The organism is Streptomyces sp. NPDC050548, from assembly GCF_044457385.1.
Taxonomy (GTDB): Bacteria; Actinomycetota; Actinomycetes; order Streptomycetales; family Streptomycetaceae; genus Streptomyces.
The window spans coordinates 441,511-457,127 of the sequence record NZ_JBITGV010000006.1 but is presented as its reverse complement, the minus strand read 5'-3'; the positions used below and the strand labels follow the sequence as shown (position 1 = coordinate 457,127).

Here is a 15,617-nt window from a genome sequence, read left to right as displayed (position 1 = left end):
ACGGGCGTCACGGACCCCCGTCCAACCCCACCCGCAGCACATCCACCAGCGCGTGCAGCCTCGGCGACGCGGCGAGTTCCTCCAGGGTCACGGGGCGGCCCTCCGCGTCGGCGATCGGGAGGCGCCAGTTCGGGTACTGGTCCCACGTGCCGGGGAGGTTCTGCGGGCGGCGGTCGCCGATCGTGTCGGGGAGCCAGACGCCGATCATGCGGGCGGGGGTGCGGAGCAGGAAGCGGTGGACGGCGTGGATCTCCGCCTCCTCCTCGGACCCGGGCCGCCCGCCACCCGTCGCGGGTTCGTAGAGGCCGAGCCGGGCCAGCAGGGCCAGCCACTCCCCCACATCGGTGGCGGACTCGATCCGCTCCTCCTCCACCGGGCGGGTCAACAGGCCCAGCCGGTCCCGGAGTTCGACGTGTTCGCCGGTGAGGCGGGCCGCGGTGGGCGGCAGGTCGTGGGTGGTGGCGGTGGCCAGGCAGTCGGCGCGCCACTTCTCGGGCGCGAGGGGGCGGCCGTCGCCGTCCCAGTCCCGTTCGAACCACAGCACCGACGTGCCGAGCACCCCGCGCTCCTGCAACTCCTCGCGCACACCTGGCTCTACGGTCCCCAGGTCCTCGCCGATCACCACCGACCCGGCGCGCGAGGCCTCCAGCGCGAGGATCGCGAGCATGGCCTCGGCGTCGTAGCGGACGTAGGTGCCCTCGGTGGGCGGTCCGCCCTGGGGGACCCACCACAGGCGGAACAGGCCCATGACGTGGTCGATGCGCAGGGCGCCCGCGTAGCGGAAGAGGGCGCGGAGCAGGCGGCGGTAGGGGGCGTAGCCCGACTCGGCGAGGCGGTCCGGGCGCCACGGGGGCAACCCCCAGTCCTGACCGAGGGAGTTGAAGGCGTCGGGGGGCGCGCCGACCGACATGCCGGCTGCGAAGTGGTCCTGCTGTGCCCAGGCGTCGGCGCCGTCGGGATGCACGCCCACGGCGAGGTCGTGCACGACGCCGAGCGGCATGCCCGCTTCGCGTGCGGCCCGCTGGGCGGCGGTGAGTTGGGAGTCGGTGAGCCAGGCGAGGCGGGAGTGGAAGTCCACGCGGTCCATCAACTCGGCGCGGGCGCGGGCGGTTTCGGGTGAGCGGGGGTCGCGCAGCCCGGCGGGCCAGCGGTGCCAGTCCGAGCCGTGCACCTCGGCGAGGGCGGACCAGGTGGCGTGGTCCTCCAGCGCCTCGCCCTCGCGGGCGAGGAAGTCGACGTAGGCGGCCCGTCGTCCGGGTCCGAGGGGGACCTGCCGGACGAGTTCCAGCGCCTCCCGCTTGAGCTCCCACACGGCGTCGCGGTCGATCAACGCGCCCTTTTCCAGGACGGATTCGCGCAGCCGCTCGGCTCGTTCGAGGAGTCCGCGCACTTCCTCGCGCTCCTCGACGTAGGCGAACTCGGGGACGTCCTCGACGCGCAGATACACCGGGTCGGGGAAGCGGCGCGAGGACGGGCGGTAGGGCGAGGGGTCGGTGGGGGCGCCGGGTACGGCCGCGTGCAAGGGGTTGACCTGCACGAACCCGGCGCCGAGCGCCCGCCCCGCCCAGGCGGTCAGCTCGCTCAGGTCACCGAGGTCGCCCATGCCCCAGGAGTGCCGGGAGAGGAGCGAGTAGACCTGCACCATCAGCCCGTACGACCGTCCGGCGGGCGTCGGCAACCGGTCCGGGGCGATGACGAGATGGGCCTCGGCGCTGCGGCCGTCCGGGGCGGTGGCGGTCAAGTGGTGGACGCCTGGCGGGAGTTGATCAACACCCGCCCGGGACTCGCCCTGTTCGGTCTCGATGTGCAGCCGGGTGCCCTCGGGCAGTGCGTCGAGCGCGGCGGGGGTGCTGCCGTGCCGGCCCACGACGGTGGGCGGCAACAGCCGTTCGGCCGACTCCTGTCGGCGGGCGGCGAGCGCGGCGCGGACGGCCTCCGGGGTGCTCGCGTCGACGCCGAGGGCGGCCAGTACGGCGACGACGGCGCCGGGCGAGGCCGGGACCGCGCGGTCCGGGGAGGGGCGGTAGGCGGTGGCCACGCCGTGCAGTTCGGCGAGGAGCGACAACTCCTCGCCGAGGGCTTCGTCCGGCCGGGGTGCTGTCATCTAGGGCCTCGTCGAGTCCGGGTCGGCGAACACGGCGGACTCGCTGGTGAGCGGGGCCGTGTCGGCGAGCGGGGGCTCGCTGGTGAGGGGTTCGGCGTCGGTCAGCGGGGGTTCGCTGGTGAGCGGGGTCTCGGCCCAGGCGCCCTCGGAGTCGACGTGGAACAGGCCGGATTCGAGGCCGGGTTCGAGGTCCGCGGAGGGCTCCGCGGTGCGTTTGGAGCGGGCCGGGAGCGGGAGTGATGCCGATGCGGCCACGGTGGCCTCCTTGTCGGGATCGGATCGTCGGATCGGGCGACGGGCTGGTTACCGCAGCCCTACCCAGTGGGCGCGACGGCAGACCTCCAGGTTGGGGTACGGGCGGCACGGCGGCCACCCCCGTACCGCACACCCCGTACTTTTCCCGCTGATCACTATTCACTGAGTACATGTATCCAGTGCATACTGACCCGCATGAGCACCCGCCACATCCTGCTGGGCCTGCTCGCCCAAGGACCGAGCCACGGCTACGACCTGAAGCGACGCCACGACGAACGCTTCCCGCAGGCCCGCCCGCTGGCCTACGGGCAGGTCTACACGACCCTGCAACGCCTGGTCCGGGACGGTCTCGCGGAGGTCGACGGCACCGGCTCGGACGGCGGCCCGGAGCGGACCGCGTACCGCTCGACCGCCGAGGGTGCGCGTGAACTCGCCCACTGGGCAGGGGAAATCGCGCCGCCCGCGCCCTTCGTGACGAACGAGATCTTCGCCAAGGTCGTCGTCTCGATCCTGTCCGGCGGCGACCCGGAGGCGTATCTCCGGGCCCAACGCGCCGCCCACATGGAGCGGATGCGCGAACTCACGGCGCTCAAGACCGCCAAGGGCGCCGACCTGGCGACCGTGCTCTCGGCGGACTACGCCCTCAACCACCTTGACGCGGACCTCCGTTGGATGGCGACGACGGCGGCCCGCCTGACCACTCTGACCGCGGAGGTCGACACAGCATGAGCGACATCGGGGGTACGGCGGCGGTGCTGCTCGCGGCCCGGGACCTCGCCAAGACGCACGGCAGGACCCGGGCGCTGGACGGCGCCTCGCTCGACCTGGCGGCCGGCGAGATCCTCGCCGTCACGGGGACCAGCGGCAGCGGCAAGTCCACACTGCTGCACTGCCTGGCCGGGATCGTCCACCCCGACGAAGGGACGGTGACGTACGCGGGGGAACGGCTGGACGAGCTGCCCGAGAAGCGGCTGAGCGAGCTGCGGCGCACCGAGTTCGGGGTGGTCTTCCAGTTCGGGCAGCTGATACCCGAGCTGACCGCCGTCGACAACGTGGCGCTGCCCCTGCTGCTGGCCGGCGCCACCCGCACCGAGGCGCGGGAACGGGCCGGCGAGTGGCTGGAGCGGTTCGGGGTGCGCGGGCAGGCGGAGCTGCGGCCGGGCGAACTCAGCGGCGGCCAGGCCCAGCGGGTCGCGCTCGCCCGGGCCCTGGTGACCGGCCCGAGGATCGTCTTCGCGGACGAACCGACCGGCGCGCTGGACTCCCTGGCGAGCGAGCAGGTGATGACGGCCCTGGCCGGTGCGGCCCGCGACGCGGGTACGGCGGTGCTGCTGATCACCCATGACGCGCAGGTCGCGGCCTACGCGGACCGTGAGGTCCGGCTGGCGGACGGAACCGTGGCGCGGTCGGGGGTGGCGGCGTGAAGGCGCTGCTCGCCGATCTGCGGCTGGCCTGGCTGCTCACCCGGGGGTCCGACCGCCGGGAGTGGTGGCGGGTCCTGCTGACCGCCGTCGGGGCGGCACTGGCGGCCGGCCTCGGGCAGGTCGTCGCCGTGCTGCTGCCGCTGAAGGGGCACCACACCGTGTCCGAGGGCGGCGGACTGCTCGACGAGCCCGGTACCCGGATCGGCGTGGTCGCCGCACTCCTGCTGCTGTTCATCCCGGTGCTCGGCTTCCTGGGCCAGTGCGCCCGCGTCGGCGCGGTGCACCGCGACCGCCGACTGGCCGCGCTGCGGCTCGCCGGGGCCACTCCCGGCCAGACCCGGCGGATCGCGGCCCTGGAGTCCGGACTGGCCTGTCTGGCGGGCTCGACGGTGGCCACGGCGTTCGCCGTACCGGCCCTGCTGCGGCTGTGGCACGACCCCGTCCCGTCGGCCTGGGCGGGCATCGCCGTGGTGACCGTAGGAGTGCCGGTGCTGGGCGCGACGGTGAGCGCGCTGATGCTGCGCCGGGTGGTGTCCTCTCCCCTGGGGCGGATCCGGCGGCTGCGGCCGGCCGAGGGTCCGGGGCGGCTGTTCCGGGTGGCGACGGCGGTACTGGCGCTGACGGTGGTGTACATCCTGACCACCCCCTTCCACGACGTGCCCTTCGAGTTCGCCCTCACCCCGCTCACGATCGTCGGCGTATGCCTGCTGATCGGGGCCGTGGCGGTGTGGCTGACCGGCGCCTCGGCCCGGCAGCTCGGTGAGGGCCTGGCCGCCCGTGCCCGGCGCCCGGCGATGCTGATCGCGGCGGAGCGGCTGCGCGACGATCCGTGGGCGGCGGCCCGTACACATGCCGCGGTCCTGCTGGTGACGGTCGTCGGCTCGGGCTTCATGGGGATACGGCAGGTGCTGCTCTCGGTCCTCCACGCCCGGGCGGACCGGTACGCGGCGGGCATCGGGTTCTACGAGAACGGCCTGAACCTGATGGGCCTCGCGCTCCTCTTCGCGCTCGCCCTGGTCCTGACCGCGCTCGCCGTCGGCACCGCCGAGTCCGTCGCCACCCGGCGCCGGGGACTCGCCGCCCAGGTGGCGGCCGGAGTGCCGTACTCGGTGCTCGCGCGGGCGACCCTGCTGGAGACCGCCGTACCGCTGGCACCCGCGCTCACGCTGGCGGGCCTCGGCGGCACGACGATCGGCGTCTGGTACGGCGCCGCCGTCTCGGAGCACACGGCCGTCCCGGTGCCGTACGACGCGCTGCTGGTCCCCCTCGGCGTCTACGCGTGCTGCCTGCTGGCGGCGGCCACGTCACTGCCGCTGCTGCGCCGCTCGGTGCGACCCGGCGAACTGCGCTACGCATGACGGTCCGCCCCGGGGGCACAGGGGACTCCCGGGGCGGACCGTTCCGTACCGTCTTACGGAACCGGGTGTTGCGGGGTACAGCCGGTTACAGCGGGGTACACAAAAGCCCGGATCGTCAGGCGGAGATGCCGTCGATCCGGGCCATCGCATCCTCCGCGCCGTATGGCTGCAGGTACGGCAGCCAGCGCGGGTCCCTATGCCCGGTCCCGATGATGCGCCAGGCCAGGCCGGTGGGTGGGGCGGGTTTGTGGCGCAGCCGCCAGCCGATCTCGAAGAGGTGCCGGTCGGCCTTCGTGTGGTTGCAGCGGCGGCAGGACGCCACCACGTTGTCCCAGGCGTGCTTGCCCCCGCGGCTGCGCGGAATGACATGGTCGACGCTGGTTGCGACGCCACCGCAGTACATGCACCGGCCCCCGTCGCGCGCGAAGAGCGCCCGCCGGGTAAGAGGAACGGGCCCCCGATAGGGAACCCGCACGAATCGCTTGAGCCGGACCACGCTGGGTGCGGGGACTGTGACGGTTGCGCTGTGCATATAGGCGCCGGATTCCTCCAGGGAGACAGCCTTGTTCTCCAGGACGAGGACGAGCGCGCGGCGGAGCGGTACGACGCCGAGTGGCTCGTACGACGCGTTGAGGACCAGGACATGCGGCACGGATGCCTCCTTGTGCGTCGGCGGCGCGTGGCTCGCGCCGGGACGATCTGTAGTCAGTCTCCCCTCATGCCTGGTGGAAGCGCCACCATGTCCCGGTAACGGGCTGGGAGTGTTTTCGACCACATGTGATCCGTCCCCGGGACGGCCGTGGGTTCGTCCCACCTGTTCTTTCCCGGCCAGGCACGTTCTCTCCCCCCGAGACGGCAACGAACCTCACGCGTTGCCCCGATAGTGTGGTGGGTCTGTCCTTTCGGTGACCCATTCGTGACCTTTCCCCTGTCGGACCGTGCCGGAGGCAGACGCAGCACCTGGAGGTACCTGCCGTGTCCTTGTCCGCCGTCCTACTGGCCGCCGCCTCGCCGTCGCCGTCCCCGAGCCCCTCGGAGACCGCGGTGACCGTGCCCTCGCTCCAGGACGCCCAGGAGAGCGCGACCAACGCAGCGAGTTGGGTCGAGCAGAACTGGTCCACCTGGCTGGCGATCGGGCTGCGGGTGCTGCTGATCCTGGTGATCGCGGCGGTGCTGAGAATGACGGTGCGGCGGGCGATCACCAAGCTGATAGACCGGATGAACCGCACGGTCGAATCGGTGGACGGCACGGCCCTTGGCGGCCTCCTGGTGAACGCGGAGCGCCGCCGCCAGCGCTCCCAGGCGATCGGCTCGGTCCTCCGCTCGGTGGCGTCGTTCGTGATCCTGGGCACGGCCGCGCTGATGATCCTGGGCACGTTCGAGATCAACCTCGCGCCTTTGCTCGCCTCCGCCGGTGTCGCGGGCGTGGCGATCGGTTTCGGCGCCCGCAACCTGGTCACGGACTTCCTCTCCGGCGTCTTCATGATCTTGGAGGACCAGTACGGCGTCGGCGACCAGATCGACGCGGGGGTCGCCTCCGGCGAGGTCATAGAGGTGGGCCTGCGCGTGACGAAACTCCGCGGCGACAACGGCGAGATCTGGTACGTCCGCAACGGCGAGGTCAAGCGCATCGGCAACCTCTCCCAGGGCTGGGCCACGGCGGGCGTGGACGTCACGGTCCGCGCGTCGGAGAACCTGGACCGAGTGAAGGCCACCCTGGACGCGGTCTCGGAACGCATGAGCAAGGAAGAGCCCTGGAACGAGCTGCTCTGGGGCCCGATCCAGGTCCTCGGCCTCGACAGTGTCCTCATCGACTCGATGGTCGTCCGCGTCTCGGCGAAGACGATGCCGGGCAAGTCGGTCGGCGTGGAACGCGAGCTGCGCTGGCGCATCAAGCGCGCCTTCGACGAGGCGAACATCCGCATCGTGGGCGGGGCGACGGCGGACCCGGTGGACGACGCGGCGGACCCGACGGAGTCGGTGGCAGCGCCTTCGGTGTACGCGAACTCGGACTCGCCGCAGGTGGCGGCTACTTCGCCTATTTCTTCGCAGCGGGGGTCGGGGACGCGGTAGGCGTACGGGGCAGGGGGCGTACGAGGGCGCGTGCGGGGCGTACGACGAGGGGCGCGGGCGGAACGGTTCAGCACACTCGTTCGAGTGAACGGGGGCGGAATCCCAGGTCATAGGCCCACCGGACGGCCCATGGTTCTGCCGGGGCACCCAGCACGGGCGTAGCCTGGCAGCAGCGTGACGAGGGAGAAGCATCGATGAGCGCCGAACCCATCATGGAGCCGGTCATGACGCAGACGCAGCAGGACCCCATCGATCTGCTGATCGCGATCGAGGAGGCGTCGACGACGCCGATTCGACCCGAGTACGTCGAGGGGATGGCCATCGTGCCGCCGGCACCGAACGACAACCACAACGACGGCGCGGGGGAACTGTTCTTCCAGTTCCGCGTAGCCGGACACCGCCTCGTGGGCATGGGCAACGGTTACCGCGCAGCCCACAAGGACGGCACCACGATGGCCCTGCTCATCCCGGATTTCTACGTCCGTCGCCGCAGGCCGAGCGAGCTCGACGACTCGTATCTGAAGGCCCACAGGGGCTGGTACCCCATCGACATGATCGCCCTGGTCGGTGAGGTCACCTCCACCAACCACGAGACGGACACCGGCCCGAAACTCCGTACCTACGCCGCCGCCGGAGTGCCGATCTACGTCCTGATCAACCGCAACACGAAGACGGCCCACTGCTACACCGCCCCCGTCTTCCCCGGCGACGATCCCAAAGAGGCGTACTACGACGCCGAGTCCAAGGTCGGCCTGGGAAATCCCCTCGTCCTCCCGGCCCCGTACCCCACGCTGGACACGGCACCCTTCCTCGACAACTGAGCCCAAGAGCTGCGGGCAGGCCCGTCACCCGGCGTCGCCCCGCCCCCTCCGCTCAGCTCCCGTATCGAAGAACCGCTCCACGTACTCGCCGACCGGCAGCTCGCTCTCCCGCACGAGGGAGAAGACCTCGGCACCTTCCCCCGGCTCGTCGTACATCCAGTACGCCTCGGCGAAGTCGGTGTACTCGACGCTGCCGAGGTCAGCGCAGTACTCGCGCGCCTCCGACTCCCCGCGCTCGATCGCCTCGTCGAACGACGCGGCCCGCCACAGGGTCACCCGCTCTTCGTAGACGCCGAGTTCGCAATCCCGGAACACACACCGGACGCCGTACCAGGACTGCTCGCTCACTTGCTCCCCCGCCCATCCCCATCACCAGGACCGATGTGGCACCTACAGCGTGCTGTTCGACCGCACAGCCCGGCTCAGCCTGGCACCGCGCGACACTCTCACCCTCATCGACAGCCTCCGCAAGGAAATGTGAGCATGCCCGAGTTCGTATTCATGAAGGCCAGCTACAGCACACTCGACCACGAGTGCCTCGAAGTCGCCCGCAACATCCCCGGCACGATAGCCGTCCGCGACTCCAAGACCCCGGACGGCCCGCACCTCCACCTGAACCCCACCACCTGGGCGAAGTTCACCGCGACGCTGCACTGACAGGCCCTTTGCCACGCACCCGCCCCAACAGACCCTCCCCGCAGAAGTGTGACACTTCAGCACCGAGTGTCACACTTCCGTACCCCACCCCCCAGCACGGAGCGCCCCCATGCGCCGCCCGACTCCGAAGTCCCGCCATTGCTCGCCATACCGCTCGGCGAGACCCCACAGCCCGGCGAGCGTCGGACTCTCATCCCTGCGCGCCGCGAGATACGTCCGCAGATCCTGGCCACCCCGCCGCCGCGCCTCGATGACGTACGCCAAGACCCCGTCGTCCTCCACGTACATCGCGTACTCGGGCCAGAGCAGCCCGAGGAAGTCGTGGTACTCCACGCCGTCGCCCTCGGCCTCGTCCCACTCGTCCCGATAGGCATCGACGTCATCAAGCGATGCCCGCCCGCTCAGGACGTCCTCGACGAATGTCACGCCCGGTCCCCGGTCCCGCACTGCCCCTCGGCTCCCACCAGCCCCAACCTCCCGGCCATCTGACACAGCGCGACAAAGGACGCCCCCCGCCGCACCCCCGAGACCCCCGTGTAGACCGCACCCTCCCTAAGGTCCAACCGCACCGTGCCCGAGGGTTCGTCGAAGATGATCGAGCCCCAGACCGTGTGCCTGCGCAGGCCCGGCCGCCAGTGGAACCAGATCTCCTCGCGGCCCTTCTCCGCCGCTACGGAGGCGCGGTCCGATTCCTTGAGTTCCGTGCGCATCCGGTCGGCCCAGCCCACCGAGGGCCGTAGCACCCGGAGTTGGCGGGTCTGGCGGCCGGTGAGGGCGTCCGGGGTGAGGGTGATGCCGGACGTGCGCGCCCGGTGTCGTAGGGACAGCCATGCCGCGGTGGCCCATACGACGCCGGCGGCGGCCCAGAGCGCCAGGCTTTCGGCCGCCGTGCCCCAGGCGGCGCCGCCCTGGTCCCAGAGCCGGAGGCCGACCTGGATCACCGTAGGTACGGCGAGCACGCCCGCCGCCTCCCGCCAGCACCCTGCCCAGACCTTCACGCCCGCTCCCCGCTCCCCGCTCACCGTTCCCCACGTTCCGCAAACGCCGTTGATCAAAAGTCAGGATTCTGTGAGGCGGCTGGCAGCGGCCGGCGGTGACATTACGAATCGGCCTCGACAGCGGAGTCGTAGCGGCCGAAAAGCGTCCAACAAGCCCCGCAATTGCGGCAGATCGACTGAATCCCCAACCCCCGCCCCCACCTGCCTCTTTCCCCATCGTGACGAAGCCGTGATGCGATCACCTTCACAGGTTGATCTCATTTCCCTCGCAGGCCCCTCATGCCTAAAGTCGCCCCACGACGGGCCCTTGTTCTGGAGCGCAACGCCCAGGGGTTCGTTTCGAATGTGGGGACAAGAATGAGAAAACTCGCCATCGGCGCCGCCCTGACCGGTGCCCTGGCCCTGACCGGTCTGGCCGCGCCGCTCGCGCAGGCCGCGACGCCGGATCTGGTCTTCTCGGGTGTGACGGTCAACAAGGGGAAGGCGATCGTCGTCGGCACCACCGCCTCGGTGAAGGTGCCCGTGACGTACACGCTGACGCGGCCGGCGGACGTCGTCATCGACAGCAAGACGACGTTCGCGGGGATCATGCTCTACCGCGGCCGGCTCGCCGACATGGACAACGACATCGAGAGCACCCTCGCGCCGACCTGCACGACGACGGCGACGACGGACACCACCGTCACCGAGTCCTGCTCCGACACGATCACGATCGACCCGGAGGAGAGCCTCTACGAGGCCGCCGACGCGACCACCTGGAACGTCGGCGGTTTCTACGGCCACATAGACATCGACGCGGACGACTCCGACGACAAGATCAGCTCGTCGACCGACTTCGCGGCCTGGGGCGGCAAGGGCAAGGTCAAGATCCAGCGGGCCGCCAAGCTCACCGCCAACGCCTCGCCCGAGCCGGTGAAGAAGGGGAAGACCATCACGGTCACCGGCAAGCTGACCCGCGCCGACTGGGAGAACGGCGTCTACACCGGTTACGTGTCGCAGCCCGCCAAGTTGCAGTTCCGGGCGAAGGGTTCGAGCACCTACACCACCGTGAAGACCGTCACCTCCACCACCGGTGGCGCGCTGAAGACGACCGTGAAGGCGGCCAAGGACGGTTACTTCCGTTACGTCTTCGCCGGTACCGCCACCACCGGCGCGGCCACCGCCGCCGGTGACTACATCGACGTTCAGTAGGACAAGAAGTAACACCAGCTCCTCTCCCACCGCCCCCGCAGGTAACGAGTCTGTTGCCTCGGGGGCGGTGTCTATTGACGCCCCCTTCGTCCCGGGCTTACGTTCCTCCCACCCAATAGGAAACTTTCCTAACAGTGATCACATGACACGCTGGGTGGTTCGAGAGTTCGAGAGGCAGGTGGCGTCGACATGGCAGGAACCTCCGGTACCCCCGGCACGGGAACCCCGGGCACCCCCCGCGTCCTGCGCGCCATGAACGACCGCGCCGCCCTGGACCTCCTCCTGGAGCACGGCCCGCTCTCCCGCACCCGGATCGGCAAGCTCACCGGACTCTCCAAGCCGACCGCCTCCCAGCTGCTCGCCCGGCTGGAAGCGGCGGGACTCGTGCTCGCCACGGGGACGAGTGAGGGGCGGCCCGGTCCCAACGCCCAGCTGTACGTGGTCAATCCGGGCGCCGCGTACGCCGCCGGGCTCGATGTCACACCGGAGCGCATCCGCGCCGCCGTCGCCGATGTCACCGGCCGGAGAGTGGGCGAGTTCGAGCTGGCCACCCCCGGCCGGCGGCCCGCGCAGCCCGTCGTACAGCAGGTGACGGACGCCCTCGACGGTGCGGTGAAAGCCGCCGGGCTCGCGCGGGGCGACATCCACCGCCTCGTCATCGGGACCCCCGGCGCCTTCGACCCCAACACCGGCCGGCTGCGGTACGCCTCGCACCTGCCGGGCTGGCACTCCCCCGCCCTCCTCGACGAACTCGCCGCCGCGCTGCCGATGCCGGTGGAGTACGAGAACGACGTCAACCTCGTCGCCATAGCCGAGCAGCGGCTCGGCGCGGCCCGCGGGCACGGCGACTTCGTGCTGCTGTGGAACGAGGGCGGTCTCGGCGCCGCCCTGGTCCTCGGCGGCCGGCTGCACCGCGGCTGGACCGGCGGCGCGGGCGAGGTCGGCTTCCTGCCGGTGCCGGGCGCACCCCTGGTCCGCCAGGTGACCAAGGCCAACAGCGGTGGTTACCAGGCACTGGCGGGCTCGCAGGCCCTGCCCCAACTCGCCCGCGAACTCGGCATCACCGAGATTCCGACGGGTCCCTACGCCGAGGTCGCCGCCGCCCTCGTCGCCACCGCCGCCGACCACACCACCGGACCCCGGCGGCGGCTCCTGGAGATCTACGCGACCCACCTCGCGACCGGTCTCGCCTCGCTCGTCTCCGTGCTCGACCCCGAACTCGTCGTCCTCAGCGGTGGATCGCTGACCGCGGGCGGCGAGCCCCTGCGTGCCCTCGTCCAGGCCGAGTTGGAGGAGCTGGCGGCGTCCCGGCCCCGGCTCGTCGTCGGCGACGTCCATGAACAGCCCGTGCTGCGCGGCGCGTTGGAGAGCGCGCTGGCAACGACCCGCGACGAGGTCTTCGACACCTCGCGCTGAACCCACCGGCCGACTCCGGTTCCCCTAGACCGACTTCGGCCCTTCCTCGACCCACCCCCCTCGGCTTCCCGCACCCAACTCGCCCCGCCCCGCCCGCCCTTGGGAGACCTCGTCATGCCCGGAACTTCCCGGAAGATGTCCGTAACGTCCCGGAAAGCGGCTGTCGCGCTCGCCGCCTCCGCCTCCATCGCCCTGCTCGCCACCGCCTGTACCGGCCAGTCCTCGTCCGGTGCCTCCGACGACGCGTCGAAGGACGTCACCATCAACTTCTGGCACGCCTGGAGCGCGGCCTCCGAGCTGAGCGCCGTGAAGTCGCTGGTCGCCGGGTTCGAGAAGGCGCACCCCAACATCCATGTGAATGTCGTCGGCAACATGACGGACGACAAGATCAACCAGGCGCTGCGCACCGGCGGCGGCAAGTCCCCGGACGTGATCTCGTCCTTCACCACGAACAACGTGGGCAAGTTCTGTTCCTCGGGCGCCCTCGTCGATCTCAACCCCTTCTTCAAGAAGGACGGCATCGACCCGGAGACGACGTTCCCCAAGGCGATGAACGAGTACACCCAGTTCGACGGGAACCGCTGCACCGCTCCCCTGCTGGGCGACGCGTACGGGCTCTACTACAACAAGACGGAGTTCAAGAAGGCCGGCATCACCAGCCCGCCCAAGACGTGGTCCGAATTCGAGTCCGACGCCAAGAAGTTGACGATCAGCAAGGGTGACACGTACTCGCAGCTCGGGTTCATGCCGGACTACCACGGCTGGGAGACCACGACCGAGCACATCTTCGCGCAGTTCTCGCCGACGTACTTCGACAAGAGCGGAAAGTCGGCGCTCGCCACGGACCCCGCGTTCAAGGCCGGATTCACCCTGCAGAAGAAGCTCGTGGACGAACTCGGCGGCTTCAAGAAGCTGGAGAGCTACCGCTCCACCCTCGGCGACGAGTGGGGCGACAAGCACCCCTTCCACACCGGCCAGGTCGCGATGCAGCTCGACGGCGAGTGGCGGCTCGGGATGGCGCTGGCGGCAAATCCCAAGCTGGACATCGGAGTTGCCCCGCTGCCCGTCCCGGACGACCAGGTCGCCCAGTACGGCAAGGGCTACATCACCGGCACGATCACCGGGATCGCCGCCAACAGCAAGAAGCAGAACGCCGCTTGGGAGTTCGTCAAGTACATCACCACGGACACGGACGCGGTGGTCGGCTTCTCCAACGCCATCCACAACGTGCCCTCCACCCTCGCCGCCCTCAAGTCCCCGAACCTGAAGTACGACCCGCGCTTCAAGACGTTCCTGGACATCGCGTCGAACCAGTACTCGACGACAAGTCCCGCCTCCATCAACGGCGGTGTGTATCTGACGACGATCCAGAATCTCGGATACGACTACGAGAGCGGCAAGGTGAAGGATCTCGACTCGGCCCTGAAGAGCACGGCCAAGCAGATCGACACGGACATCGCGCAGGCGAAGTAGCAACGGGATGAGCACCATTACCCTGGCGTCGAAGCGCCGCCGGTCGGCGCTTCGCACTCTCGCCTTCATGTCGCCCTGGCTGATCGGCTTCGCGGTCTTCTTCGCGTATCCGCTGATCTCGACGGTCTACTTCTCGTTCATGCACTACGACGGCTTCAAGCCGCCGACGTGGGTGGGGACGAAGAACTGGACGTACGTCTTCAAGAACTATCCGTACTTCTGGCCCGCGATGCGCAACACCCTGTGGCTGGTCGTGGTGATGGTCTCGCTCCGGGTCGTGTTCGGGCTCGGCGTCGGCCTGTTGATCACCAAGATCAAGACGGCGACGGGCGTCTTCCGCACACTCTTCTACCTGCCGTACCTCGCCCCGCCGGTCGCCGCGACGATGGCGTTCGCGTTCCTCCTCAACCCCGGTACCGGGCCGGTCAATTCGATCCTGGAGAAAGTCGGCATCCCGGCCCCGGGCTGGTTCAACGACCCCACCTGGTCCAAGCCGGCGCTCACCCTGCTCGCCCTCTGGGGCATCGGCGACCTCATGGTCATCTTCATGGCCGCGCTGCTCGACGTACCCAAAGAGCAGTACGAGGCTGCCGAGTTGGACGGCGCCTCGGCCTGGCAGCGGTTCCGGTTCGTCACGCTGCCGAACATCTCGCCCATCGTGATGTTCGCCGTGGTCACCGGCGTGATCCAGACCATGCAGTACTACACACAGCCGCTCATCGCCGGGAAGGTCGCGTCCGGCGTGATCCAGGGCGCGGGCACGCAGTTCGAGCCCGGCTACCCGGAGAAGTCCACGCTCACCCTTCCCCAGCTCGTCTACAACCTCGGCTTCCAGCGCTTCGACTACGGCTCTGCCTGCGTGGTGGCACTCGTCCTGTTCGCCCTGTCGATGGTGTTCACCGCGTTCCTGATGCGGCGCCGTGGCGGACTCAACCTGGCAGGTGACTGACCATGGCCCAAGTACTGGACAAGCCCGTGGAGTTGAGGGCACCGGTGACCCCCGCCGAGCGCACGGCCCGCCGCAAGGCGCTCATGGAGTGGATCGCGGTCCACTCGCTCGGTGTCGCCGCCGCGCTCTTCTTCACGCTCCCCTTCGTGTTCGTGTTCCTGACCTCGCTGATGAGCGACAGCCAGGCCCTCAGCCGGGACCTGATCCCGCACACCTGGGAGTGGGGCAACTACAAGAAGGTCTTCGACACCCCGGGCTTCCTCACCTGGTGGAAGAACACGCTGATCTACGCCGGTCTCGGCACCGTCCTGACCGTCGTGTCGTCGATCCCGGTGGCGTACGCGCTCGCCAAGTTCCGCTTCCGGGGCCGGAATCTGTCCCTGATGCTGGTCATCTCGATGATGATGCTGCCGCCGCAGGTCGTGATCATCCCCATGTACCTGTTCTGGGCCAAGCAGTTGGACCTGTCGGGCACGCTGTGGCCGCTGATCATCCCGATGGCGTTCGGGGACGCGTTCTCGATCTTCCTGCTCCGCCAGTTCCTGATGACGATCCCGAACGAGTACCTGGACGCGGCGAAGGTCGACGGCTGCGGCGAGTTCAAGACGCTGCTGCGGGTCGTGCTGCCGATGGCCAAGCCGGGGATCGCGGCCGTAGCGCTGTTCCAGTTCTTCTACGCCTGGAACGACTACTTCGGCCCGCAGATCTACGCGTCGGAGAATCCTGGTGCCTGGACGCTGAGTTACGGCCTGGAGTCGTTCAAGGGCGCGCACCACACCGACTGGAATCTCACCATGGCCGCGACCGTGCTGGTCATGGCCCCCGTGATCCTCGTGTTCTTCTTCGCGCAGAAGGCGTTCGTCGAGGGTGTCACGCTCACCGGAGTGAAGGGTTAACC

The 15,617-nt window shown here is 69.8% G+C and carries 17 protein-coding genes; 11 read left to right on the top strand and 6 right to left on the bottom strand.

The features are described 5' to 3' along the window. Nucleotides 1–7 precede the first annotated feature (7 nt). On the bottom strand, nt 8–2,104 hold the full coding sequence (gene malQ / locus ACIBJH_RS20115) for a 4-alpha-glucanotransferase (RefSeq protein ID WP_399118165.1): 2,097 nt from the start codon (nt 2,102–2,104) through the stop codon (nt 8–10). Beyond that, nucleotides 2,105–2,359 carry a hypothetical protein gene (locus ACIBJH_RS20110; RefSeq protein WP_399118164.1) on the bottom strand — a complete coding sequence of 85 codons (255 nt, stop codon included), beginning with the start codon at nt 2,357–2,359 and terminating at the stop codon, nt 2,105–2,107. Nucleotides 2,360–2,554: 195 nt separating this feature from the next. Between ACIBJH_RS20110 and ACIBJH_RS20105 the strand changes: the two genes are divergently transcribed. From ACIBJH_RS20105 to ACIBJH_RS20095, 3 genes are read left to right on the top strand one after another with little or no spacing between them, the layout of a single operon-like run. Beyond that, nucleotides 2,555–3,088: a PadR family transcriptional regulator gene (locus tag ACIBJH_RS20105; RefSeq protein ID WP_026178060.1), complete on the top strand. Its 534-nt coding sequence runs from the start codon at nt 2,555–2,557 to the stop codon at nt 3,086–3,088. Beyond that, on the top strand, nt 3,085–3,783 hold the full coding sequence (locus ACIBJH_RS20100; RefSeq protein WP_399118163.1) for an ABC transporter ATP-binding protein: 699 nt from the start codon (nt 3,085–3,087) through the stop codon (nt 3,781–3,783). Before ACIBJH_RS20105 ends, ACIBJH_RS20100 begins: the two co-directional genes overlap by 4 nt. Continuing rightward, nucleotides 3,780–5,141: an ABC transporter permease gene (locus tag ACIBJH_RS20095; protein ID WP_399118162.1), complete on the top strand. Its 1,362-nt coding sequence runs from the start codon at nt 3,780–3,782 to the stop codon at nt 5,139–5,141. Before ACIBJH_RS20100 ends, ACIBJH_RS20095 begins: the two co-directional genes overlap by 4 nt. A gap of 115 nt (nt 5,142–5,256) precedes the next feature. Here the strand turns inward: ACIBJH_RS20095 and ACIBJH_RS20090 are convergent, their stop codons facing one another. Next, nucleotides 5,257–5,793 carry an HNH endonuclease gene (locus ACIBJH_RS20090; RefSeq protein ID WP_019065631.1) on the bottom strand — a complete coding sequence of 179 codons (537 nt, stop codon included), beginning with the start codon at nt 5,791–5,793 and terminating at the stop codon, nt 5,257–5,259. A gap of 323 nt (nt 5,794–6,116) precedes the next feature. Between ACIBJH_RS20090 and ACIBJH_RS20085 the strand changes: the two genes are divergently transcribed. Further along, complete coding sequence (locus ACIBJH_RS20085) at nt 6,117–7,214, top strand: mechanosensitive ion channel family protein (RefSeq protein WP_399118161.1); 1,098 nt, start codon at nt 6,117–6,119, stop codon at nt 7,212–7,214. 194 nt (nt 7,215–7,408) lie between these two features. Further along, entirely contained in the window at nt 7,409–8,035 is a 627-nt protein-coding gene (locus tag ACIBJH_RS20080) for a Uma2 family endonuclease (protein WP_399118160.1), read from the top strand. A 24-nt stretch (nt 8,036–8,059) separates the two neighbouring features. Here the strand turns inward: ACIBJH_RS20080 and ACIBJH_RS20075 are convergent, their stop codons facing one another. After that, entirely contained in the window at nt 8,060–8,383 is a 324-nt protein-coding gene (locus ACIBJH_RS20075) for a hypothetical protein (RefSeq protein WP_399118159.1), read from the bottom strand. A 135-nt stretch (nt 8,384–8,518) separates the two neighbouring features. On the opposite strand from ACIBJH_RS20075, the gene ACIBJH_RS20070 reads away from it, so the two are divergent. Then, nucleotides 8,519–8,692 carry a DUF397 domain-containing protein gene (locus ACIBJH_RS20070; protein WP_399118158.1) on the top strand — a complete coding sequence of 58 codons (174 nt, stop codon included), beginning with the start codon at nt 8,519–8,521 and terminating at the stop codon, nt 8,690–8,692. A 69-nt stretch (nt 8,693–8,761) separates the two neighbouring features. On the opposite strand, the gene ACIBJH_RS20065 is transcribed toward ACIBJH_RS20070, so the two are convergent. Continuing rightward, the gene (locus ACIBJH_RS20065) at nt 8,762–9,118 is read right to left on the bottom strand and encodes a hypothetical protein (protein WP_399118157.1); all 357 of its coding nucleotides are present in this window, start codon (nt 9,116–9,118) and stop codon (nt 8,762–8,764) included. Beyond that, the gene (locus ACIBJH_RS20060; protein WP_399118156.1) at nt 9,115–9,690 is read right to left on the bottom strand and encodes a hypothetical protein; all 576 of its coding nucleotides are present in this window, start codon (nt 9,688–9,690) and stop codon (nt 9,115–9,117) included. The genes ACIBJH_RS20065 and ACIBJH_RS20060 overlap by 4 nt, the downstream gene beginning before the upstream one ends. Before the next feature lie 357 nt (nt 9,691–10,047). Between ACIBJH_RS20060 and ACIBJH_RS20055 the strand changes: the two genes are divergently transcribed. The 5 genes from ACIBJH_RS20055 to ACIBJH_RS20035 all read left to right on the top strand — a co-directional run bounded on the left by ACIBJH_RS20055 (nt 10,048) and on the right by ACIBJH_RS20035 (nt 15,615). Next, nucleotides 10,048–10,881 (top strand): hypothetical protein, encoded by an 834-nt coding sequence (locus ACIBJH_RS20055; RefSeq protein WP_399118155.1) that lies wholly within the window; start codon nt 10,048–10,050, stop codon nt 10,879–10,881. Nucleotides 10,882–11,070: 189 nt separating this feature from the next. Next, nucleotides 11,071–12,297: an ROK family transcriptional regulator gene (locus ACIBJH_RS20050; RefSeq protein WP_399118154.1), complete on the top strand. Its 1,227-nt coding sequence runs from the start codon at nt 11,071–11,073 to the stop codon at nt 12,295–12,297. Nucleotides 12,298–12,432: 135 nt separating this feature from the next. After that, nucleotides 12,433–13,770 (top strand): ABC transporter substrate-binding protein, encoded by a 1,338-nt coding sequence (locus ACIBJH_RS20045; protein WP_399118153.1) that lies wholly within the window; start codon nt 12,433–12,435, stop codon nt 13,768–13,770. A gap of 7 nt (nt 13,771–13,777) precedes the next feature. Beyond that, nucleotides 13,778–14,719, top strand: coding sequence for a carbohydrate ABC transporter permease (locus ACIBJH_RS20040; RefSeq protein WP_200715072.1), 942 nt, complete (start codon nt 13,778–13,780; stop codon nt 14,717–14,719). A gap of 2 nt (nt 14,720–14,721) precedes the next feature. After that, nucleotides 14,722–15,615, top strand: coding sequence for a carbohydrate ABC transporter permease (locus tag ACIBJH_RS20035; protein WP_393042026.1), 894 nt, complete (start codon nt 14,722–14,724; stop codon nt 15,613–15,615). The last annotated feature ends 2 nt before the right edge of the window (nt 15,616–15,617 follow it).

Bases quoted from the DNA above. Each gene is read 5' to 3' on its own strand.
- malQ (WP_399118165.1), bottom strand. From the start codon at position 2,104: ATGACAGCACCCCGGCCGGACGAAGCCCTCGGCGAGGAGTTGTCGCTC.
- ACIBJH_RS20105 (WP_026178060.1), top strand. From the start codon at position 2,555: ATGAGCACCCGCCACATCCTGCTGGGCCTGCTCGCCCAAGGACCGAGC.
- ACIBJH_RS20100 (WP_399118163.1), top strand. From the start codon at position 3,085: ATGAGCGACATCGGGGGTACGGCGGCGGTGCTGCTCGCGGCCCGGGAC.
- ACIBJH_RS20080 (WP_399118160.1), top strand. From the start codon at position 7,409: ATGAGCGCCGAACCCATCATGGAGCCGGTCATGACGCAGACGCAGCAG.
- ACIBJH_RS20070 (WP_399118158.1), top strand. From the start codon at position 8,519: ATGCCCGAGTTCGTATTCATGAAGGCCAGCTACAGCACACTCGACCAC.
- ACIBJH_RS20055 (WP_399118155.1), top strand. From the start codon at position 10,048: ATGAGAAAACTCGCCATCGGCGCCGCCCTGACCGGTGCCCTGGCCCTG.
- ACIBJH_RS20050 (WP_399118154.1), top strand. From the start codon at position 11,071: ATGGCAGGAACCTCCGGTACCCCCGGCACGGGAACCCCGGGCACCCCC.
- ACIBJH_RS20045 (WP_399118153.1), top strand. From the start codon at position 12,433: ATGTCCGTAACGTCCCGGAAAGCGGCTGTCGCGCTCGCCGCCTCCGCC.
- ACIBJH_RS20040 (WP_200715072.1), top strand. From the start codon at position 13,778: ATGAGCACCATTACCCTGGCGTCGAAGCGCCGCCGGTCGGCGCTTCGC.
- ACIBJH_RS20035 (WP_393042026.1), top strand. From the start codon at position 14,722: ATGGCCCAAGTACTGGACAAGCCCGTGGAGTTGAGGGCACCGGTGACC.